Annotated in this window: 12 protein-coding genes; 8 read left to right on the top strand and 4 right to left on the bottom strand. The window is 36.8% G+C overall.

The features are described from left to right. Both BQ5209_RS05720 and rraA read left to right on the top strand, forming a co-directional pair. Nucleotides 1-903, top strand: a complete 903-nt coding sequence (locus BQ5209_RS05720) for a 1,4-dihydroxy-2-naphthoate polyprenyltransferase (RefSeq protein ID WP_085247589.1) — start codon at nucleotides 1-3, stop codon at nucleotides 901-903. 87 nt (nucleotides 904-990) lie between these two features. Further along, nucleotides 991-1,482 (top strand): ribonuclease E activity regulator RraA, encoded by a 492-nt coding sequence (rraA, locus tag BQ5209_RS05715; protein ID WP_085247588.1) that lies wholly within the window; start codon nucleotides 991-993, stop codon nucleotides 1,480-1,482. 89 nt (nucleotides 1,483-1,571) lie between these two features. On the opposite strand, the gene dprA is transcribed toward rraA, so the two are convergent. Next, nucleotides 1,572-2,678, bottom strand: a complete 1,107-nt coding sequence (gene dprA / locus BQ5209_RS05710) for a DNA-processing protein DprA (RefSeq protein ID WP_208609960.1) — start codon at nucleotides 2,676-2,678, stop codon at nucleotides 1,572-1,574. A 156-nt stretch (nucleotides 2,679-2,834) separates the two neighbouring features. Between dprA and def the strand changes: the two genes are divergently transcribed. Further along, nucleotides 2,835-3,347, top strand: a complete 513-nt coding sequence (def, locus tag BQ5209_RS05705) for a peptide deformylase (protein WP_085247587.1) — start codon at nucleotides 2,835-2,837, stop codon at nucleotides 3,345-3,347. 43 nt (nucleotides 3,348-3,390) lie between these two features. On the opposite strand, the gene grpE is transcribed toward def, so the two are convergent. Beyond that, entirely contained in the window at nucleotides 3,391-3,975 is a 585-nt protein-coding gene (grpE, locus tag BQ5209_RS05700) for a nucleotide exchange factor GrpE (RefSeq protein ID WP_085247586.1), read from the bottom strand. A gap of 157 nt (nucleotides 3,976-4,132) precedes the next feature. Between grpE and nadK the strand changes: the two genes are divergently transcribed. Further along, nucleotides 4,133-5,011, top strand: a complete 879-nt coding sequence (gene nadK, locus BQ5209_RS05695; protein WP_085247585.1) for an NAD(+) kinase — start codon at nucleotides 4,133-4,135, stop codon at nucleotides 5,009-5,011. 55 nt (nucleotides 5,012-5,066) lie between these two features. On the opposite strand, the gene BQ5209_RS05690 is transcribed toward nadK, so the two are convergent. Both BQ5209_RS05690 and argF read right to left on the bottom strand, forming a co-directional pair. Further along, nucleotides 5,067-5,564 (bottom strand): phosphatidylglycerophosphatase A family protein, encoded by a 498-nt coding sequence (locus tag BQ5209_RS05690; RefSeq protein ID WP_085247584.1) that lies wholly within the window; start codon nucleotides 5,562-5,564, stop codon nucleotides 5,067-5,069. A gap of 99 nt (nucleotides 5,565-5,663) precedes the next feature. Next, entirely contained in the window at nucleotides 5,664-6,674 is a 1,011-nt protein-coding gene (gene argF / locus BQ5209_RS05685) for an ornithine carbamoyltransferase (protein ID WP_085247583.1), read from the bottom strand. A gap of 271 nt (nucleotides 6,675-6,945) precedes the next feature. On the opposite strand from argF, the gene carA reads away from it, so the two are divergent. The 4 genes from carA to cas3f all read left to right on the top strand — a co-directional run bounded on the left by carA (nucleotide 6,946) and on the right by cas3f (nucleotide 15,766). Next, on the top strand, nucleotides 6,946-8,109 hold the full coding sequence (gene carA, locus BQ5209_RS05680) for a glutamine-hydrolyzing carbamoyl-phosphate synthase small subunit (protein ID WP_085247582.1): 1,164 nt from the start codon (nucleotides 6,946-6,948) through the stop codon (nucleotides 8,107-8,109). A gap of 2 nt (nucleotides 8,110-8,111) precedes the next feature. Beyond that, nucleotides 8,112-11,324, top strand: a complete 3,213-nt coding sequence (gene carB, locus BQ5209_RS05675; RefSeq protein WP_085247581.1) for a carbamoyl-phosphate synthase large subunit — start codon at nucleotides 8,112-8,114, stop codon at nucleotides 11,322-11,324. 168 nt (nucleotides 11,325-11,492) lie between these two features. Further along, complete coding sequence (cas1f, locus tag BQ5209_RS05670) at nucleotides 11,493-12,446, top strand: type I-F CRISPR-associated endonuclease Cas1f (protein WP_085247580.1); 954 nt, start codon at nucleotides 11,493-11,495, stop codon at nucleotides 12,444-12,446. Next, on the top strand, nucleotides 12,443-15,766 hold the full coding sequence (cas3f, locus tag BQ5209_RS05665) for a type I-F CRISPR-associated helicase Cas3f (RefSeq protein ID WP_085247579.1): 3,324 nt from the start codon (nucleotides 12,443-12,445) through the stop codon (nucleotides 15,764-15,766). The genes cas1f and cas3f overlap by 4 nt, the downstream gene beginning before the upstream one ends. The last annotated feature ends 405 nt before the right edge of the window (nucleotides 15,767-16,171 follow it).

The following is a 16,171-nucleotide window of genomic DNA, read 5'->3' as shown; positions in this document are numbered from 1 at the left end:
ATGTATAATAAATTTCATCCATGGATTATTAGTTTACGGTTACAAACTCTGCCCCTTTCTCTTTCGGCAGTATTAATAGGAAATGCGTTAGCTTATTGGCAACACCAATTTAATTTTTGGATACTATTATTTTCATTAATTACCGCTTCATTATTACAAATTCTTGCTAATCTAGCCAATGACTACGGTGATGAAATTAAAGGGTGTGATCAAAACAATCTTACCGCCCATACTCGTGGAATACAATTGGGCTTAATTACACTTAAACAGCTAAAAATAGCATTATGGATTAATACTTTTTTATGTGTTTCATTTGGGCTAAGTTTACTTATGCTTGCTTGTAATAATATCTATGAGTTATTTAGTTTTATATTATTAGGACTCTTATCTATTATTGCAGCCATAACTTATACCATAGGTAAAAAACCTTACGGCTATATTGGATTTGGCGATCTATCAGTACTTCTTTTCTTTGGCTTGATTGGGGTTATGGGTAGTTACTACTTGCAAACCAAAGTACTTTTTTTACCGATTATTTTACCCGCTTTAGGTTGCGGACTATTATCTGTTGCTGTACTTAACATCAATAATCTTCGTGATATAGAAATAGATCAAAATCATAATAAGCGTACATTAGTGGTCATAATGGGTAAAAATATGGGAAGATATTATCATCTATTGTTATTACTTATTGCGTTTTGTTGCCTTAGTTTATTTGCATACAACTGTTTACAAACAGTATGGAGCGGTTTATTTATACTAATCTTACCACTATTTATTAAGCACATTTATGCTGTTTTTCAATTTAATACACATAAAGAGGCTGTACCTTTATTATTACAGATGGTCAAATTTGCTTTATTGACAAATTTACTTTATTGTTTAGGAATTATTTTGAGCTAGTTCACGTTTATTTAAATTTAATATCATTTTACTTAATGTTAGCGTTATACTAAGTAAACTTATATCACAGCACAAGGAGACTTGATAATGGAGTTTGATACTTCAATTCTTTGCGATTATTACCCAGAAGATGTTAACGTAGTTGAACCGATATTTAGTAATTTTGGTGGTGTTGCATCATTTTCAGGTCAAGCTGTAACAGTTAAATGTTTTGAAGATAACGGCTTACTATACGAAATTTTACAATCAGACGGCTCAGGTAGAATCTTGGTAATCGATGGGGGTGGCTCTGTTCGTCGTGCATTAATTGATGCAGAACTAATAGATATGGCCGTTCAAAATCATTGGGAAGGGATTATTGTCTATGGTGCTGTTCGTCAAGTTGATTATCTGGCTGAAGCCGAGATTGGTATTCAAGCATTGGCAGCAATTCCAGTTGGTGCTGAAGATCAAGGTGTTGGTGAAATCGATATTCGTATTAATTTTGGCGGAGTAACTTTCTTTTCGGGTGATTTTGTCTATGCAGATAACACTGGTATTATCTTATCTGAAATAGCTCTGGAAATTGAAGATAAATAAAAAACGGATTATTACCGCCGATTTATATCGGCGGATTTTGTACTTAGCTGCATGCTTTCCTAAAAATTTTTAACATAAATACGGCTATTTTAAATTAATCTATTGCGAATATAACCTCCGGTTACCGTTTTAATTAATCCGGCTAATTCCATATCTAATAATTTTATTGTTACTTCCGGAATGGACATATTTACTTGTTGAGCAATAATATCAACCGGAATAGGTTGATGATGAATCACAGCAAAAATTTCAGGATATAAAATAGAATTATTTTGTTCTTCTTTAAACTGATTATGCGAGCTATTTGCTACCGATAAATAACGACAATAATGCTCTAAAATGTCAGCCGGTTTAGAAACTAAATAGGCACCTTGTTTAATTAAATAGTGTGTTCCACTACAGTTTTCATTATTAATATCACCAGGTAAGGCAAAGATATCGCGATTTTGCTCAAGTGCATAGCGCGCAGTAATTAACGACCCGCTTTTCTCTGAAGCTTCAATTACAAAGGTACCTAAACTTAATCCACTAATAATTCGATTTCGACGAGGAAAATAGACCGATCTAGCCTTTTCAAACGGCAAAAATTCGGACACAATGGCACCATCTTGAGCTAAAATATCATTAGCTAAGTTTAAATTTGATCGTGGTGCAATTTTTGCTAAACCACTACCTAAAACTGCAATCGTATGACCAGATACCTCAAGCGCACCACGATGGCAAATCGCATCTAACCCTAGCGCCAAACCACTGGTTATTGTTAAACCATTCATAGCCAGTTCGCCAGCAAAATATCGCCCCCATTGGGCCCCATATTCACTAAATTCACGGCTTCCAACCATAGCTAGTTGAGGGGAATACAATAGCTGTCGATTACCTAAAACAAACAATAATAAAGGCGGAGAGCTAATTTGTTTGAGTAGCAATGGATAATCACTATCACAATAGGCAATAAGGTGTTTTTGTGGGTAGGGTGAATCTAACCATTCAAGGACTGGTTCAAAATGCAAATATGAAGTTTCATAAAAAAGCGTTAATTGAACATCCGAAAATCCCAGTTTATCTAGCAAAATAGAAACATCTTGTATGCAACTTGGTAAATTGTTTGCAAAAAGTTGTCCAATTTTTTCAAAAATGGCTTGTTTGCCATGTCCAAGCATTGAAATTCGTAATAAGAACTCATATTTACTCATCATAACTTTTTTGTTCTCATGTTAAATAATTTAACTATCTTGAATTGATAAGATAAATACTAGTAATAGCCAACAAAGACTATTCATCAGTATGATAAATGTTTACAATGTGCAAAAGTTTGAATAAACCCGAAATCTGAGGAGTAGATCGAAGAATTTATGGCTATTTTACCGGTATTACGTTTCCCTGATGAGCGACTTCGCAAAGTTGCTAAGCCAGTTACCCAGTTCACACCAGAGTTACAAACGATCATTGATAATATGATTGAAACTATGTACGCCGAAAACGGAATCGGCCTTGCGTCAACTCAAGTGGATGTGCATGAGCAAATTATTGTGATTGATGTATCAGAAGATAAAAGTCAAGTTTATGTGATTATCAATCCAGAAGTTATTAGCCAAGAAGGTGAGACCGGTATTGAAGAAGGTTGCCTATCAGTACCTGATTGTCGCGGGTTTGTACCAAGGGCTGAAAAAATCAAAATTAAAGCACTTGATCGTAATGGCAATCCTTATGAAATTGACGCCGATGAACTACTTGCTATCTGTATTCAACACGAAATGGATCACTTAAAAGGTAAACTATTTGTTGATTATCTTTCACCATTAAAACGTCAACGAATCGAGCAAAAAATGAAAAAGCTTGCTCGTGAAGAACAACGGAATAAATAAAATTAACCGCCAAAATGGTTGGCGGTTATCGATTTAAACTAAACTATTTAGCAACAATGACCATCGCAGGACGAATTAAACGACCATTTAAGGTGTAACCTTTTTGAATGGTATTAACGATTTGACCTGATTGATGTTCTGGCGATTCAACCATGCTAATTGCTTGGTGTACATCAGGATTTAATTGTGAATCTTCGGTATTAATTACTTCAATACCAAATTTTTTGACCGTATCTAAGAATGATTTTAATGTCAATTCTAACCCTTCCACAGTGGCCTTATGTTCTGGATTAGCTTTGTCTGTTGATTCTAAAGCGCGTTCTAGATTATCAATAACTGGTAATAATTCATTAGAGAATTTTTCTAGTGCAAATTTACGTGCTTTATCAACATCTTGCTCAACACGTTTACGAACATTATCAATTTCAGCTCGTGCACGAATCATCGCTTCGCTTTCATTTTTTTTCGCTAATTGCAATGCTTGCTCAAGCTCTGTAATGCGAACTTCTTTCGCTTTTAATTGCTCTTCAAAATTAGGTTGTGACGCTGCTTGTTGTTCGATTGTTTCTTCTGCTGGTGTGTCAATGCTAGTTTCATTTTCTGACGTATTTTTATCTTGTTCTGTCATAAGGTACTCCAAATAATGTAGTCGAAAACTTAGTGAATAACGGTTATTATGGGGACAATTTTTATGATTACAAGCTTATTGGCACATTGATATGTAATTTTTTGACCTGTGACGAAAAAATACATATTTTTTATGTAAAAAATTACAAGGATATTTTATGCAAACTCCATTTAAATGCATTGGTCTCATCGGACTTCCGCGTAAGTTAGAAGCAATTGAAACCCATCAAGTGCTTTATGATTGGCTTGTTAAACTTGGTATTCGTGTGTTAGTTGAAGAGCGCTTGGAGGACCATATTCAATTTCCCGTTAGCCATTATGCTTCTTTAGAAACAATTGGCCAGCAAGCTGACCTCGCCATTGTTGTGGGGGGGGATGGCAATATGTTACGTTCTGCGCGTTACTTATCTCCATATAAAATTAAAGTGATCGGTGTCAATCGTGGCAATTTAGGTTTTTTAACCGACATATCACACGAACAAGTGATTGAACAATTAAGCCCAGTGATTGCCGGCGAATATGACAATGACCCTCGCTTTTTACTAGAAGTTTCTATTTATGATGAAGGCAATTTAATTAATTCAAGTTTTGCTGTGAACGAAATTGTTGTGACCCCCAATACGGTTGCCCATATGATTGACTATGATGTTTACATTAATGAACGCAATGCGTTTTCACAGCGGGCTGATGGATTGATTATTGCAACACCGACAGGCTCTACTGCCTATTCACTATCAGCGGGTGGACCTATTTTAGCGCCTCATTTAGACGCATTAATTATTACACCAATGTTTCCGCATTCGTTAGCAGTTAGACCATTAGTTATTAAGGGAGATAATCCTATTCATCTTAAATTTCCAACGACTGCGCTTGATATAAATATTGCCTGTGATAGCCAAATTATTTTACCGGTCAAACCAACACAGGATGTAATTATTCGTCGTTCATCGTATGAATTTAATTTGATTCATACCAAAGATTATGATTACTTTAATAATCTTTCAACCAAATTAGGTTGGTCACAAAAGATGTTTTAGTCTAATTTTGTCAAAAACTTTCAGGAAAGTATGTGTTTTAGTATAAAATTTCATCTTAAATAATCAATGTCATGGCATAAACGGTGAATGATGAAAAGATAGCGGCAAGCACATCATCTACCATAATGCCAAATCCACCCGGTACACGTTTATCAAACCAGCGAATTGGCCAAGGTTTTGCCATGTCAAACACTCTAAATGCCACAAAAGCTATGGCAACCCACATAACTGAAAGTTGCGGAATAAAAAATAAGGTGATCCACATGCCGACAAATTCATCCCAAACGATATGCCCTGAATCGTGAGTATGTGTATCATCCGAGGTTTTTTGACAAATAAAACAACCAAAAATAAAAGTCACTAAAATAAATATCCAGTATAAAGCTGGCTGTAATCCATAAAACAAAAGCCATAACGGGATTGCCATTAATGAACCCATGGTACCTGGCATAATCGGTGACATGCCACTACCCAATCCTACTGCTAAAAAATGAATGGGATTGGTCAGTTTTAGGTATTTTTTAAAATCTTTATTTCGCTCTTGTTTGGTCATGATTCAATATTCTTTTTAGATAAAATTATGCCGACATTAAGTCGGCAAAAAGAAAGGCGCTTATTTTAACAAAACACCTTTGTATTGATTGTGATAATATTATTCGTCTTTGGTTAATGTTGCAACCATTACCGCTTTAATGGTATGTAGCCTGTTTTCCGCCTCGTCAAATACAATACTATGCTCAGATTCAAATACGTCATTAGTTACTTCAAGCCCATTGATTAAACCATATTGTGCTGCCATCTGTTTGCCCACTGTCGTATTGGTATCATGAAAAGCTGGCAAGCAGTGCATGAATTTGACATTGGGATTATTGGTAAGTTTGATTACATTTTCATTTACTTGATAAGGCGTTAATAATTTAACTCGTTCATCCCAGACTTCTTTTGGCTCCCCCATTGAGACCCATACATCAGTGTATAAAAAATCAACATCTTTAACACCCAAAGTAACATCTTCAGTTAAGATAATTTTGGCACCGGTTGTTTTGGCAATATCTTGGCATTTTTGCACAAGTTCGGCTTCCGGCTGACAAGCTTTTGGGGCCACTAATCGAATTTCCATCCCCATTAACGCAGCACCTTCCATTAATGAATTTCCCATATTATTCCGAGCATCGCCTAAATAGGCAAATTTAATACTACTTAATGGGCGATCTTCTATATGCTCTTTCATTGTCATAAAATCGGCTAATATTTGGGTTGGATGTGCTTCGGTCGTCAGACCATTCCAAACTGGCACCCCTGCATATTTTGCTAACGTTTCAACAATTTGTTGACCATAACCCCGATACTCAATTCCGTCATACATTCGACCCAGTACGCGCGCGGTATCTGCAATTGACTCTTTATGCCCAATTTGACTACCACTTGGTCCTAAATAAGTGACATTAGCACCTTGATCAAATGCACCAACCTCAAAAGCACAACGAGTACGGGTAGAGTCTTTCTCAAAAATTAATGCAATATTTTTACCTATCAAATGTTGTTGTTCTTGCCCTTGTTGTTTGGCTTGTTTTAATTCAATAGCAAGATTAATTAATTGATTGATTTCACTAGGGCTAAAGTCGAGTAATCGTAAAAAATGGCGCTGATAAAAACCGTGCATAATATTGCTCCTAATAACCGTAATTATTCAAATAATTCTATTTGAATAATTATGCAAATTCAAGTTAAACATTATAATAATCCCAATATTTTATCTTTATATTGAGAGGTGTCTAAAAAATTAGACTTATTTATTAAGATAATTTTTATGATATTGCTTCTTTTGTACAAAAAATTGTAATAAAATGGTCAATTATTATATCTTTATAGATAAATGAATTTGAATTTATATTCAAAAATATCGATAAATTATTCAAAAGGTCTTTTAAATCATGCAAACTTATGCCCTGCTTATGTTACAAGATGGTTCGCAATTTATCGGAAAATCCATTGGTGCTGATGGTCAAACTGTTGGAGAAGTGGTTTTTAATACCTCAATGACCGGCTATCAAGAAATTCTTACCGATCCCTCTTACTGTGAACAATTGGTTACATTGACCTATCCTCATATTGGTAATGTAGGGACAAATGATGATGATGCCGAATCCGGTCAAGTTTATGTAAAAGGGCTGGTTATTCGTGATTTGCCATTATTAGCTAGCAACTACAGAAGCGAACTCGATCTTTCCAGCTATTTAAAAAAGCATAATGTTATTGCCATTGCTGATATTGATACACGGCGCTTAACGCGTATTTTGCGTGAAAAAGGAGCACAGCATGGTGTTATCATAACGGCAACGGATAAAAAGACCTTACTTGAAAAAGCCGAAATAGCCAAACAGCAGGCGATAAATTTTAAAGGATTAAGTGGGCTTGATTTAGCTAAAGAAGTGACATGTTCAACAAGTTATATTTGGACTGAAGGCATATTATGGACAGGGCAACAACAGCAGACTAATCCAATACCAGAGACTCAATTACCATACCATGTTGTTGCCTATGACTTTGGCGTAAAACGCAATATTTTGCGCATGTTAGTTGAGCGTGGTTGTAAATTAACAGTCGTACCAGCTAAAACAACAGCAAAAGAAGTCCTTGCATTAAAGCCTGACGGAATATTTTTATCTAATGGTCCAGGTGATCCCGCTCCTTGCAGTTATGCAATTGAGGCTATTAAGCAGTTTTTAAACACTGATATTCCTATCTTTGGCATCTGCTTAGGCCATCAACTTTTAGCGCTGGCATGTGGTGCCAAAACGATAAAAATGAAGTTTGGTCATCATGGCGGAAATCACCCTGTGAAAGATCTGGAAAATAATCAGGTGATGATTACCGCACAAAACCATGGTTTTGCAGTAGATGAAGTAAGTTTACCCGCTCATTTACGCGTGACGCATAAATCACTGTTCGATGGTTCACTGCAAGGTATTCATCACAACCAAAAACCAGCTTTTAGCTTTCAAGGTCACCCAGAAGCCAGTCCCGGGCCGCATGATGCCGCACCTCTTTTTGATCACTTTATTGAGTTAATTAAAATTTATAAGCAGGAGCAATAATTATGGCTAAGCGAACAGATATCAAAAGTATATTAATTATTGGCGCAGGCCCAATTGTTATTGGTCAAGCATGTGAATTTGATTATTCTGGTGCACAAGCTTGTAAGGCACTACGTGAAGAAGGCTATCGCGTTATTTTAGTTAACTCTAATCCTGCTACTATCATGACGGATCCTGAATTGGCCGATGCCACTTATATCGAGCCAATTGATTGGACATGTGTTCGCAAGATTATTGAACAAGAAAGACCCGATGCTATTTTACCAACCATGGGGGGGCAAACAGCATTAAACTGTGCATTAGAGCTTGAAAAACAAGGCGTATTAAAAGAGTTTAATGTCGAAATGATTGGCGCAACAGCCGACGCTATAGATAAAGCCGAAGATCGTAAACGTTTTGATGAGGCTATGAAAAAAATTGGTCTTGATACTGCAAGATCAGGCATTGCTCATTCGCTTAAAGAAGCGTATGCCGTTCTTGAGCAAGTTGGTTTTCCCTGCATAATTCGCCCGTCCTTTACCATGGGTGGCACAGGAGGTGGAATTGCGTATAACACGGAAGAATTTGACGAAATCTGTACCCGTGGGCTCGATCTTTCACCGACTAATGAACTGCTCATCGATGAGTCATTAATAGGTTGGAAAGAGTATGAAATGGAAGTGGTGCGAGACAAAAATGACAATTGCATTATTGTTTGCTCAATTGAAAACTTCGATCCAATGGGGATTCATACCGGTGATTCAATTACCGTTGCGCCAGCACAAACATTGACAGATAAAGAGTATCAAATCATGCGTAATGCATCAATTGCCGTACTGCGTGAAATTGGCGTTGAAACTGGTGGTTCCAATGTGCAATTCTCGGTCGACCCTAAAACTGGACGATTAATTGTTATTGAGATGAATCCGCGAGTATCACGTTCATCAGCGTTAGCTTCTAAAGCTACCGGTTTTCCAATTGCTAAAATTGCAGCTAAGTTGGCAGTTGGTTACACTCTTGATGAATTATCTAATGATATTACTGGCGGTAAAACCCCTGCCTCATTTGAACCGTCGATTGATTATGTGGTCACTAAAATCCCACGCTTTAATTTTGAAAAATTTGCGGGCTGTAACGATCGTTTAACCACGCAAATGAAATCGGTTGGTGAAGTCATGGCTATTGGGCGTACTTTCCAAGAATCATTACAAAAAGCATTGCGAGGGCTTGAAGTTGGCGCTTCAGGTTTTGATCCTAAAATTGATGATTATACCGATGAAAAAAATATCACTAAAATTCGTTATGAACTCCAAGAAGCGGGTGCCGATCGTATTTGGTATATTGCCGATGCCTTTAGGGCTGGATTGAGTTTAGATGAGATCTTTACATTAACCAATATAGATCGTTGGTTTTTGGTGCAAATTGAAGAGCTAGTTAATTTTGAAAACAAGCTAAAAGAGCAGTCACTAGCACAGATAGATCAAGAAACATTATGGCAATTAAAACGTAAAGGTTTTTCAGATTTACGCATTGCCAAACTACTTAATACTACTGAGCAATCGGTTTGCGATTTACGTCATCAATATCATATTCACCCTGTTTATAAGCGGGTAGATACCTGTGCAGCTGAATTTGCAACAGATACCGCTTATCTTTATTCAACCTATGAGCAAGAGTGTGAAGCTAATCCTCAATTTAGCCGTAAAAAAATTATGATCCTAGGTGGTGGTCCTAATCGAATTGGACAAGGTATTGAGTTTGATTATTGCTGTGTGCATGCGGCATTAGCTCTGCGTGAGGATGGTTATGAAACCATTATGGTTAACTGTAATCCCGAAACTGTGTCAACCGATTATGACACTTCTGACCGCCTCTATTTTGAGCCAGTTACGCTTGAAGATGTGCTTGAAATTGCACATGTTGAAAAACCAAATGGTGTTATTGTGCAATACGGTGGACAAACACCGCTAAAACTTGCTCGTGCGCTTGAAGCCGCTGGCCTACCAATTATTGGTACCTCACCCGATGCTATAGATAAAGCCGAAGATCGTCAACGCTTTCAAGAAGTCGTCGATAAACTGAAATTAAAACAACCTGTCAACGCAACAGTGACCGATATTAATGAGGCAGTCATCAAAGCAGAAAAAATAGGTTATCCATTAGTGGTTAGACCTTCTTATGTATTAGGGGGGCGCGCAATGGAAATTGTCTATAATGAACAAGATTTAAGGCGTTATTTTAAAACCGCAGTAAGCGAATCAAATAATGCACCAGTCTTACTCGATCACTTTTTAGATGATGCCATTGAAGTTGATATTGATGTGATTGCTGATGGCGAACAAATTGTGATTGGTGGCATTATGGAACATATTGAACAAGCAGGCATTCACTCTGGCGATTCCGCTTGCTCACTACCAACTCACACCTTAAGTGCAGAGATTTTAGACAAACTACGACAGCAGGCCAAACAATTGGCACTTGAACTTAATGTAAAAGGCTTAATGAATGGACAATTTGCCATCAAAGATAACCAAATTTATCTGATTGAAATTAATCCTCGTGCAGCACGTACCGTACCGTTTGTCTCAAAAGCAACAGGTTTACCATTGGCTAAAATTGCCGCTCGTGTCATGACAGGGCAATCACTTGCCAAGCAACATGTGACTAAAGAGGTGATCCCTCCTTATTATTCAGTAAAAGAAGTGGTATTGCCATTTAATAAATTCAGTGGTGTTGATCCAATCTTAGGTCCAGAAATGCGCTCAACGGGTGAAGTGATGGGGATCGGTAAAACCTTTGCTGAAGCCTTTGCTAAAGCGCAACTTGGTAGCCTATCGAATATGAAAAAATCAGGAAAAGCATTATTATCGGTTCGTGATCAGGATAAAACAAGGCTGTTAGAAGTTGCTAAACGATTAATTGCGCATGGATTTAGTATCGATGCAACTATCGGCACGGCAAAAGTGTTACAACAAGCAGATATACCATGCCAAATTGTAAAAAAAGAAAACGAAGGGCGACCAAATATCCATGACCATATAAAAAATGGCGAATATAGCTACATTCTTAATACCACTTCTGGACGAGCAGCCATTGAAGCATCAAAAATATTGCGTCGAAGTGCCATTCAATATAAGGTACATTACGATACCACCATGAATGCTGCTTATGCTACAACTGCAGCGCTAGATTACGATCCAGCACAAACTGTAACGCCATTACAGCAACTTTATTGATAAACAAAAAGATAAAGACGAGCAATGCTCGTCTTTAAAAATCCCTGCCATAATCTAATAACTTTGCAATAACTCAATTGCTCGTAATAGACAATAAAATGCTCGTTTTTCATATAAAATAATGTTAATTTATTGGCTATATTTCAATTAATTTAATCAGTTATCATCATGGATATGATTCATTCTTCTGATCTAAAAACGATCATGCATTCCAAGCGAGCCAATATTTATTATTTAGAACATTGTCGTGTTTTGGTTAATGGTGGACGAGTTGAGTATGTGACTGAGCAAGGTCAGCAGTCGTTATATTGGAATATCCCAATAGCAAATACCACCTGTATTTTATTAGGTACGGGAACATCATTGACGCAAGCGGCAGTGCGAGAGCTTTCACGAGCAGGTGTTATGATTGGTTTTTGTGGCGGAGGCGGAACGCCTCTATTTTCATCTACTGAATCTGAATTTGCCTGCCAGTTTTTCTCGCCACAAAGTGAATATCGCCCGACACAATACCTACAAAGCTGGTGTCAATTTTGGTTTGATGACAAACGTCGATTACAAGCAGCTAAATTATTGCAACAAACACGGCTTAATATTATTAGTGAATGTTGGCCACAATTTGATTGGGATGTTGATAAAACGCAGTTAGCGCATATTCTTACTGATGCAACACAACAATTTACCGATGTTGATAACAGCCAAGCTCTTTTAGCTGCAGAAGGGCGTATTAGCAAACGTCTTTATGGCATGGCAAATCAATTAACCTTACAAGATGACAAATTTAAACGAGAACAAGGCACACGAGGTAAAAGTCATGATCCCGCTAATCAATTTTTAGATCATGGTAACTATTTAGCCTATGGTCTTGGCGCAACGGCTTGTTGGGTATTAGGTTTACCACATGGGCTGGCTATTTTACACGGAAAAACTCGGCGTGGTGGCTTAGTTTTTGATGCGGCAGATATTATTAAAGATGGCATTGTATTACCTCAAGCTTTTTTATCAGCCAAACAAGGCGACAGTGAAAAAGAATTTCGTATGGCATGTATTGCGCAATTTGCCCAATTAGGTGCACTTGATAGGATTATTGATACTTTAAAACAGATAGCAGATCAAATATGAATATTTTACTTGTTAGTCAATGCAAAAAGAATGCATTAACCGAAACGCGTCGCATAATTGATCAGTTCGCTGAGCGCTGCGGTGAACGAACATGGCAAAGCCCAATGACCGAAGCTGGGCTACAAACGCTTTATAAATTATTACGCAAAACCGCACGCAAAAATACTGCTGTTGCATGTTATTGGACACATGGTAAAAATTTAACTGATCTTTTGTGGATTGTGGGTGATCGCAGTCAGTTTAATCAAGAAGGACGAGTCCCAACTAATCGTACTAAACGTAATATTTTACGCAGTGACAGCGAAAATTGTTGGCAATATGCAACCGCCATTCAATTAATTACTACCATAGCGGCACTACTTCATGATTTAGGTAAAGCAACGATTGGTTTTCAATCTAAATTACGAGCAGAAACGGCTGTGGCGGCTGATCCTTATCGACATGAATGGATTTCGTTGCAATTATTTTTATTAATGATTCAAGACTGCACCACCAACGAAGCCTTATTTAATCGATTAGCGCATTTTACTCAATATCAACAACAACATCCTAATTGGTACAAGCAGCTTACCAAAGTTGAAAAAAATGATCTTACGCAGTTACCATTATTGGCACAATGGATTGCGTGGCTCATTGTGTCGCATCATAGAATGCCGTTTTTAACGACTTCATTAGATGGTGATAAAAAAAAGAAACAAGAAAAAGATTCATATCTCTCAGGCTTAAAAATAACTACCTTTTATAAAATATTGAATGCAGTTGATGGGTGGGTTAAAAATAGTCATAGTCAGCATACTTCGCCCGATGATTTTTGGCAGCTTAAAAGCGATATTACCTTAAGTCAGCTTTGGCTGAAAAAACTAAGCCGTTATGCAACCAAAGCCCTAAATCATGTTCCCTTAATGCAATTGTCTAATATTGACGCGTTTTTATTGCATATTTCACGTTTAAGCTTAATGGTGGCTGATCATAACTACTCAAGTTTATCTTTATCAAATGACGAGGCAAAAAAAAATAGGGCAATACTGATTGCCAACACAAATTACCAAAAAGAAGCCAAACAGTGTTTGGATGATCATTTGGTCGGTGTTGCTAATTTTTCAGCCCGTTTTGCTCGTTTATTACCTAAAATAACCACGGAATTACCCGCAATCAATCAACATAAACCTTTTACCAAACGAACAACTATAAAACGATTCCAATGGCAAAATCATGCTTTTGATTTAGCAAAAAGTTATCAACAACAATCTGATGAATGTGGCTTTTTTGGTGTTAACATGGCATCGACTGGCTGTGGTAAAACCTTAGCCAATGGGCGGATTATGTATGCGCTTTCAAATCCAAAACGGGGCGTTCGTTTTACCATTGCATTGGGATTACGTGTTTTAACGTTGCAAACAGGTAAAGCATTAAGAGAAAGATTACACTTAAGTGATGAACATCTGGCGATTTTAGTGGGTGGGCGAGCCACAAAAACCTTGTTTGAGCTAAGTAATGAAGAAATACAACAAAACGATTCTCCAAAAAATTCAGAAAACCAAGGTAGTGAATCCATCGAATCATTAATTGATGAATATATTGATGTAGCAGAAAGTGGTATTGCTGATTGTGAATTAGGCACCATTATCGAAAACAGTAAAGCAAAACAATTACTCTATGCGCCCATTGTGACATGCACTATTGACCATATTATTCAAGCGAGCGAATGTACGCGAGGCGGTAAATATATTGCACCAACGTTAAGATTGTTAACCTCAGATCTGATTTTAGATGAACCCGATGATTTTGATCAACACGACTTGCCAGCGCTAGCGCGTTTAGTGCATTTAGCCGGATTGTTTGGGAGCAAAGTACTGCTGTCATCGGCGACTTTAACACCAGATTTAATTGCCGGATTATTTGACGCTTACCAAGCAGGGCGAAAAATTTGGAATCAAAATAATCAATATGCCGATAATACCATTGTATGTGGCTGGTTTGATGAATATCAACAGTCGATATCACAAATTGCTGATACTAAAGCGTTTAGCGATCACCATCAACAGTTTGTAGCAATGCGCATTCATCAATTAGCACAAAGTGCAATCCGCCGTAAAGGGCATATTTTAGATCTATTAAATTACCAAGAAAATAAAACAGAAAACCCAAAAACCGATTATGGTGTGCTGGCTAAACAACTATTAGATCAAGCTTATCAATTTCACCAAGATCATCATCAAATAGATAAAAAATCACAAAAAAAAGTTAGTATTGGTTTAATGCGTTTTGCCCATATAGAAGATGTTATTTCACTTACACAACAAATTTATGAACAAAAGAAGTTGCCTAATGATACCGCTTTTCATATCGTGGTCTATCATGCTCGGCAACTGCTGTTATTGCGTAGCCAATTAGAAGAAAAACTCGATAGAATTTTAAATCGCAGTGATGAACAAGCACTATTTAACCAACCCGAAATTTTCCAGGCTATAAAAAGTAGCAATAAAGAAAACCATATCTTTATTGTGATAGGCACGCCAGTCACCGAAGTCGGGCGTGATCACGATTATGATTGGGCAATTGTAGAACCCTCATCCATGCGATCTATTATTCAGTTAGTTGGACGGGTATGGCGTCACCGGCCACAAAAAATTGCACAAAAGGCCAATGTGGCCATATTAGGCTCGAATTTAAAAGCAATTGAATCTAAGTATCGTACGGATAAAGCCTGTTTTACTAAACCGGGTTTTGAAGAAGAGCCATTATTCTTGCTGAAAACCCATAAAACAAATGAACTAATTCCTGAGCATCAGTTAGTAAATGTTGATGCGGTTCCACGTATTCATTCTTGCCCTGAAGATGGACTAACGCTAGCTGAATTAGAACATAAGGTCATGGCAGATCTGTTTGCGATTAATGCCCGTAAAAGTAATTATGTGACCAGCTATTGGCAACAAGGTTTAGCTCATCACCATTGTGTGCATTTACAGGCGATTTCACCATTTAGAGGGAATGATGAGACACAAGATGAATATATTTGCCAACTTGACGATGATGGAAATTACCAATTTAGCTATGCAGATATCGCATGGCAAACACCAGATGACTGCTGTAAAGATACCCAAAATAGTATAATTGAATATAAAAACTGGTCACTTGATAATCCTAGCATCCAACCTTGGCTAATTAATAGTGTCGAGCAAGCCATAGCAAAAATAGCCGAATATTTCCCAAATAAAACGCCATATCGATTAGCGAATGAATTTTGTAGCGTAAACTTATATCGTAATTACAGTTGGTATTTTCATCCTTACTTTGGATTTTATAAAAAGCAAGGATAAAAGAATCTTGTTTTTATACTGAAACATATAGTTACCTGAAACTTTTTGACAAAATATCGTCAGGTGAATAATGGTTGCTAGTAAAAGTGAGGTAATTCTTTTATACTGAGCTCTGACAACCGAGTAGGTTGCTGAGAAATGTTAAGTATTTACTTTTCTTTGAAGTGAATTTTACCGCTGAATAAGCGGTCTATAAAAGTGTTAATCTTGGACAGTATAAATTAGCTAGTTTTATTTATCGTATTGATTCTTTCATAATTATTTTTGATTTTATTCCTGTTAAGTATTAAATTTTTCTTTGATTCTTTCTTTTTTATTTTTTATTTTTAGATTATTTTTTGTGTTATTTGCTTGATTTTTAGCAAGGGTTATTTTATTCTAATTATATTAAAATTTAAGATAAAT

Origin of the sequence: Gilliamella mensalis (genome assembly GCF_900103085.1) — a bacterium.
GTDB lineage: Bacteria > Pseudomonadota > Gammaproteobacteria > Enterobacterales > Orbaceae > Gilliamella > Gilliamella mensalis.
Note: the sequence above shows the minus strand (reverse complement) of the source record. Positions and strands in the feature narration are given on the sequence as shown.

Bases quoted from the DNA above. Each gene is read 5' to 3' on its own strand.
- carA (WP_085247582.1), top strand. From the start codon at position 6,946: ATGCAAACTTATGCCCTGCTTATGTTACAAGATGGTTCGCAATTTATC.
- grpE (WP_085247586.1), bottom strand. From the start codon at position 3,975: ATGACAGAACAAGATAAAAATACGTCAGAAAATGAAACTAGCATTGAC.
- nadK (WP_085247585.1), top strand. From the start codon at position 4,133: ATGCAAACTCCATTTAAATGCATTGGTCTCATCGGACTTCCGCGTAAG.
- argF (WP_085247583.1), bottom strand. From the start codon at position 6,674: ATGCACGGTTTTTATCAGCGCCATTTTTTACGATTACTCGACTTTAGC.
- cas1f (WP_085247580.1), top strand. From the start codon at position 11,493: ATGGATATGATTCATTCTTCTGATCTAAAAACGATCATGCATTCCAAG.
- def (WP_085247587.1), top strand. From the start codon at position 2,835: ATGGCTATTTTACCGGTATTACGTTTCCCTGATGAGCGACTTCGCAAA.
- rraA (WP_085247588.1), top strand. From the start codon at position 991: ATGGAGTTTGATACTTCAATTCTTTGCGATTATTACCCAGAAGATGTT.
- carB (WP_085247581.1), top strand. From the start codon at position 8,112: ATGGCTAAGCGAACAGATATCAAAAGTATATTAATTATTGGCGCAGGC.
- dprA (WP_208609960.1), bottom strand. From the start codon at position 2,678: ATGATGAGTAAATATGAGTTCTTATTACGAATTTCAATGCTTGGACAT.
- BQ5209_RS05690 (WP_085247584.1), bottom strand. From the start codon at position 5,564: ATGACCAAACAAGAGCGAAATAAAGATTTTAAAAAATACCTAAAACTG.
- cas3f (WP_085247579.1), top strand. From the start codon at position 12,443: ATGAATATTTTACTTGTTAGTCAATGCAAAAAGAATGCATTAACCGAA.
- BQ5209_RS05720 (WP_085247589.1), top strand. From the start codon at position 1: ATGTATAATAAATTTCATCCATGGATTATTAGTTTACGGTTACAAACT.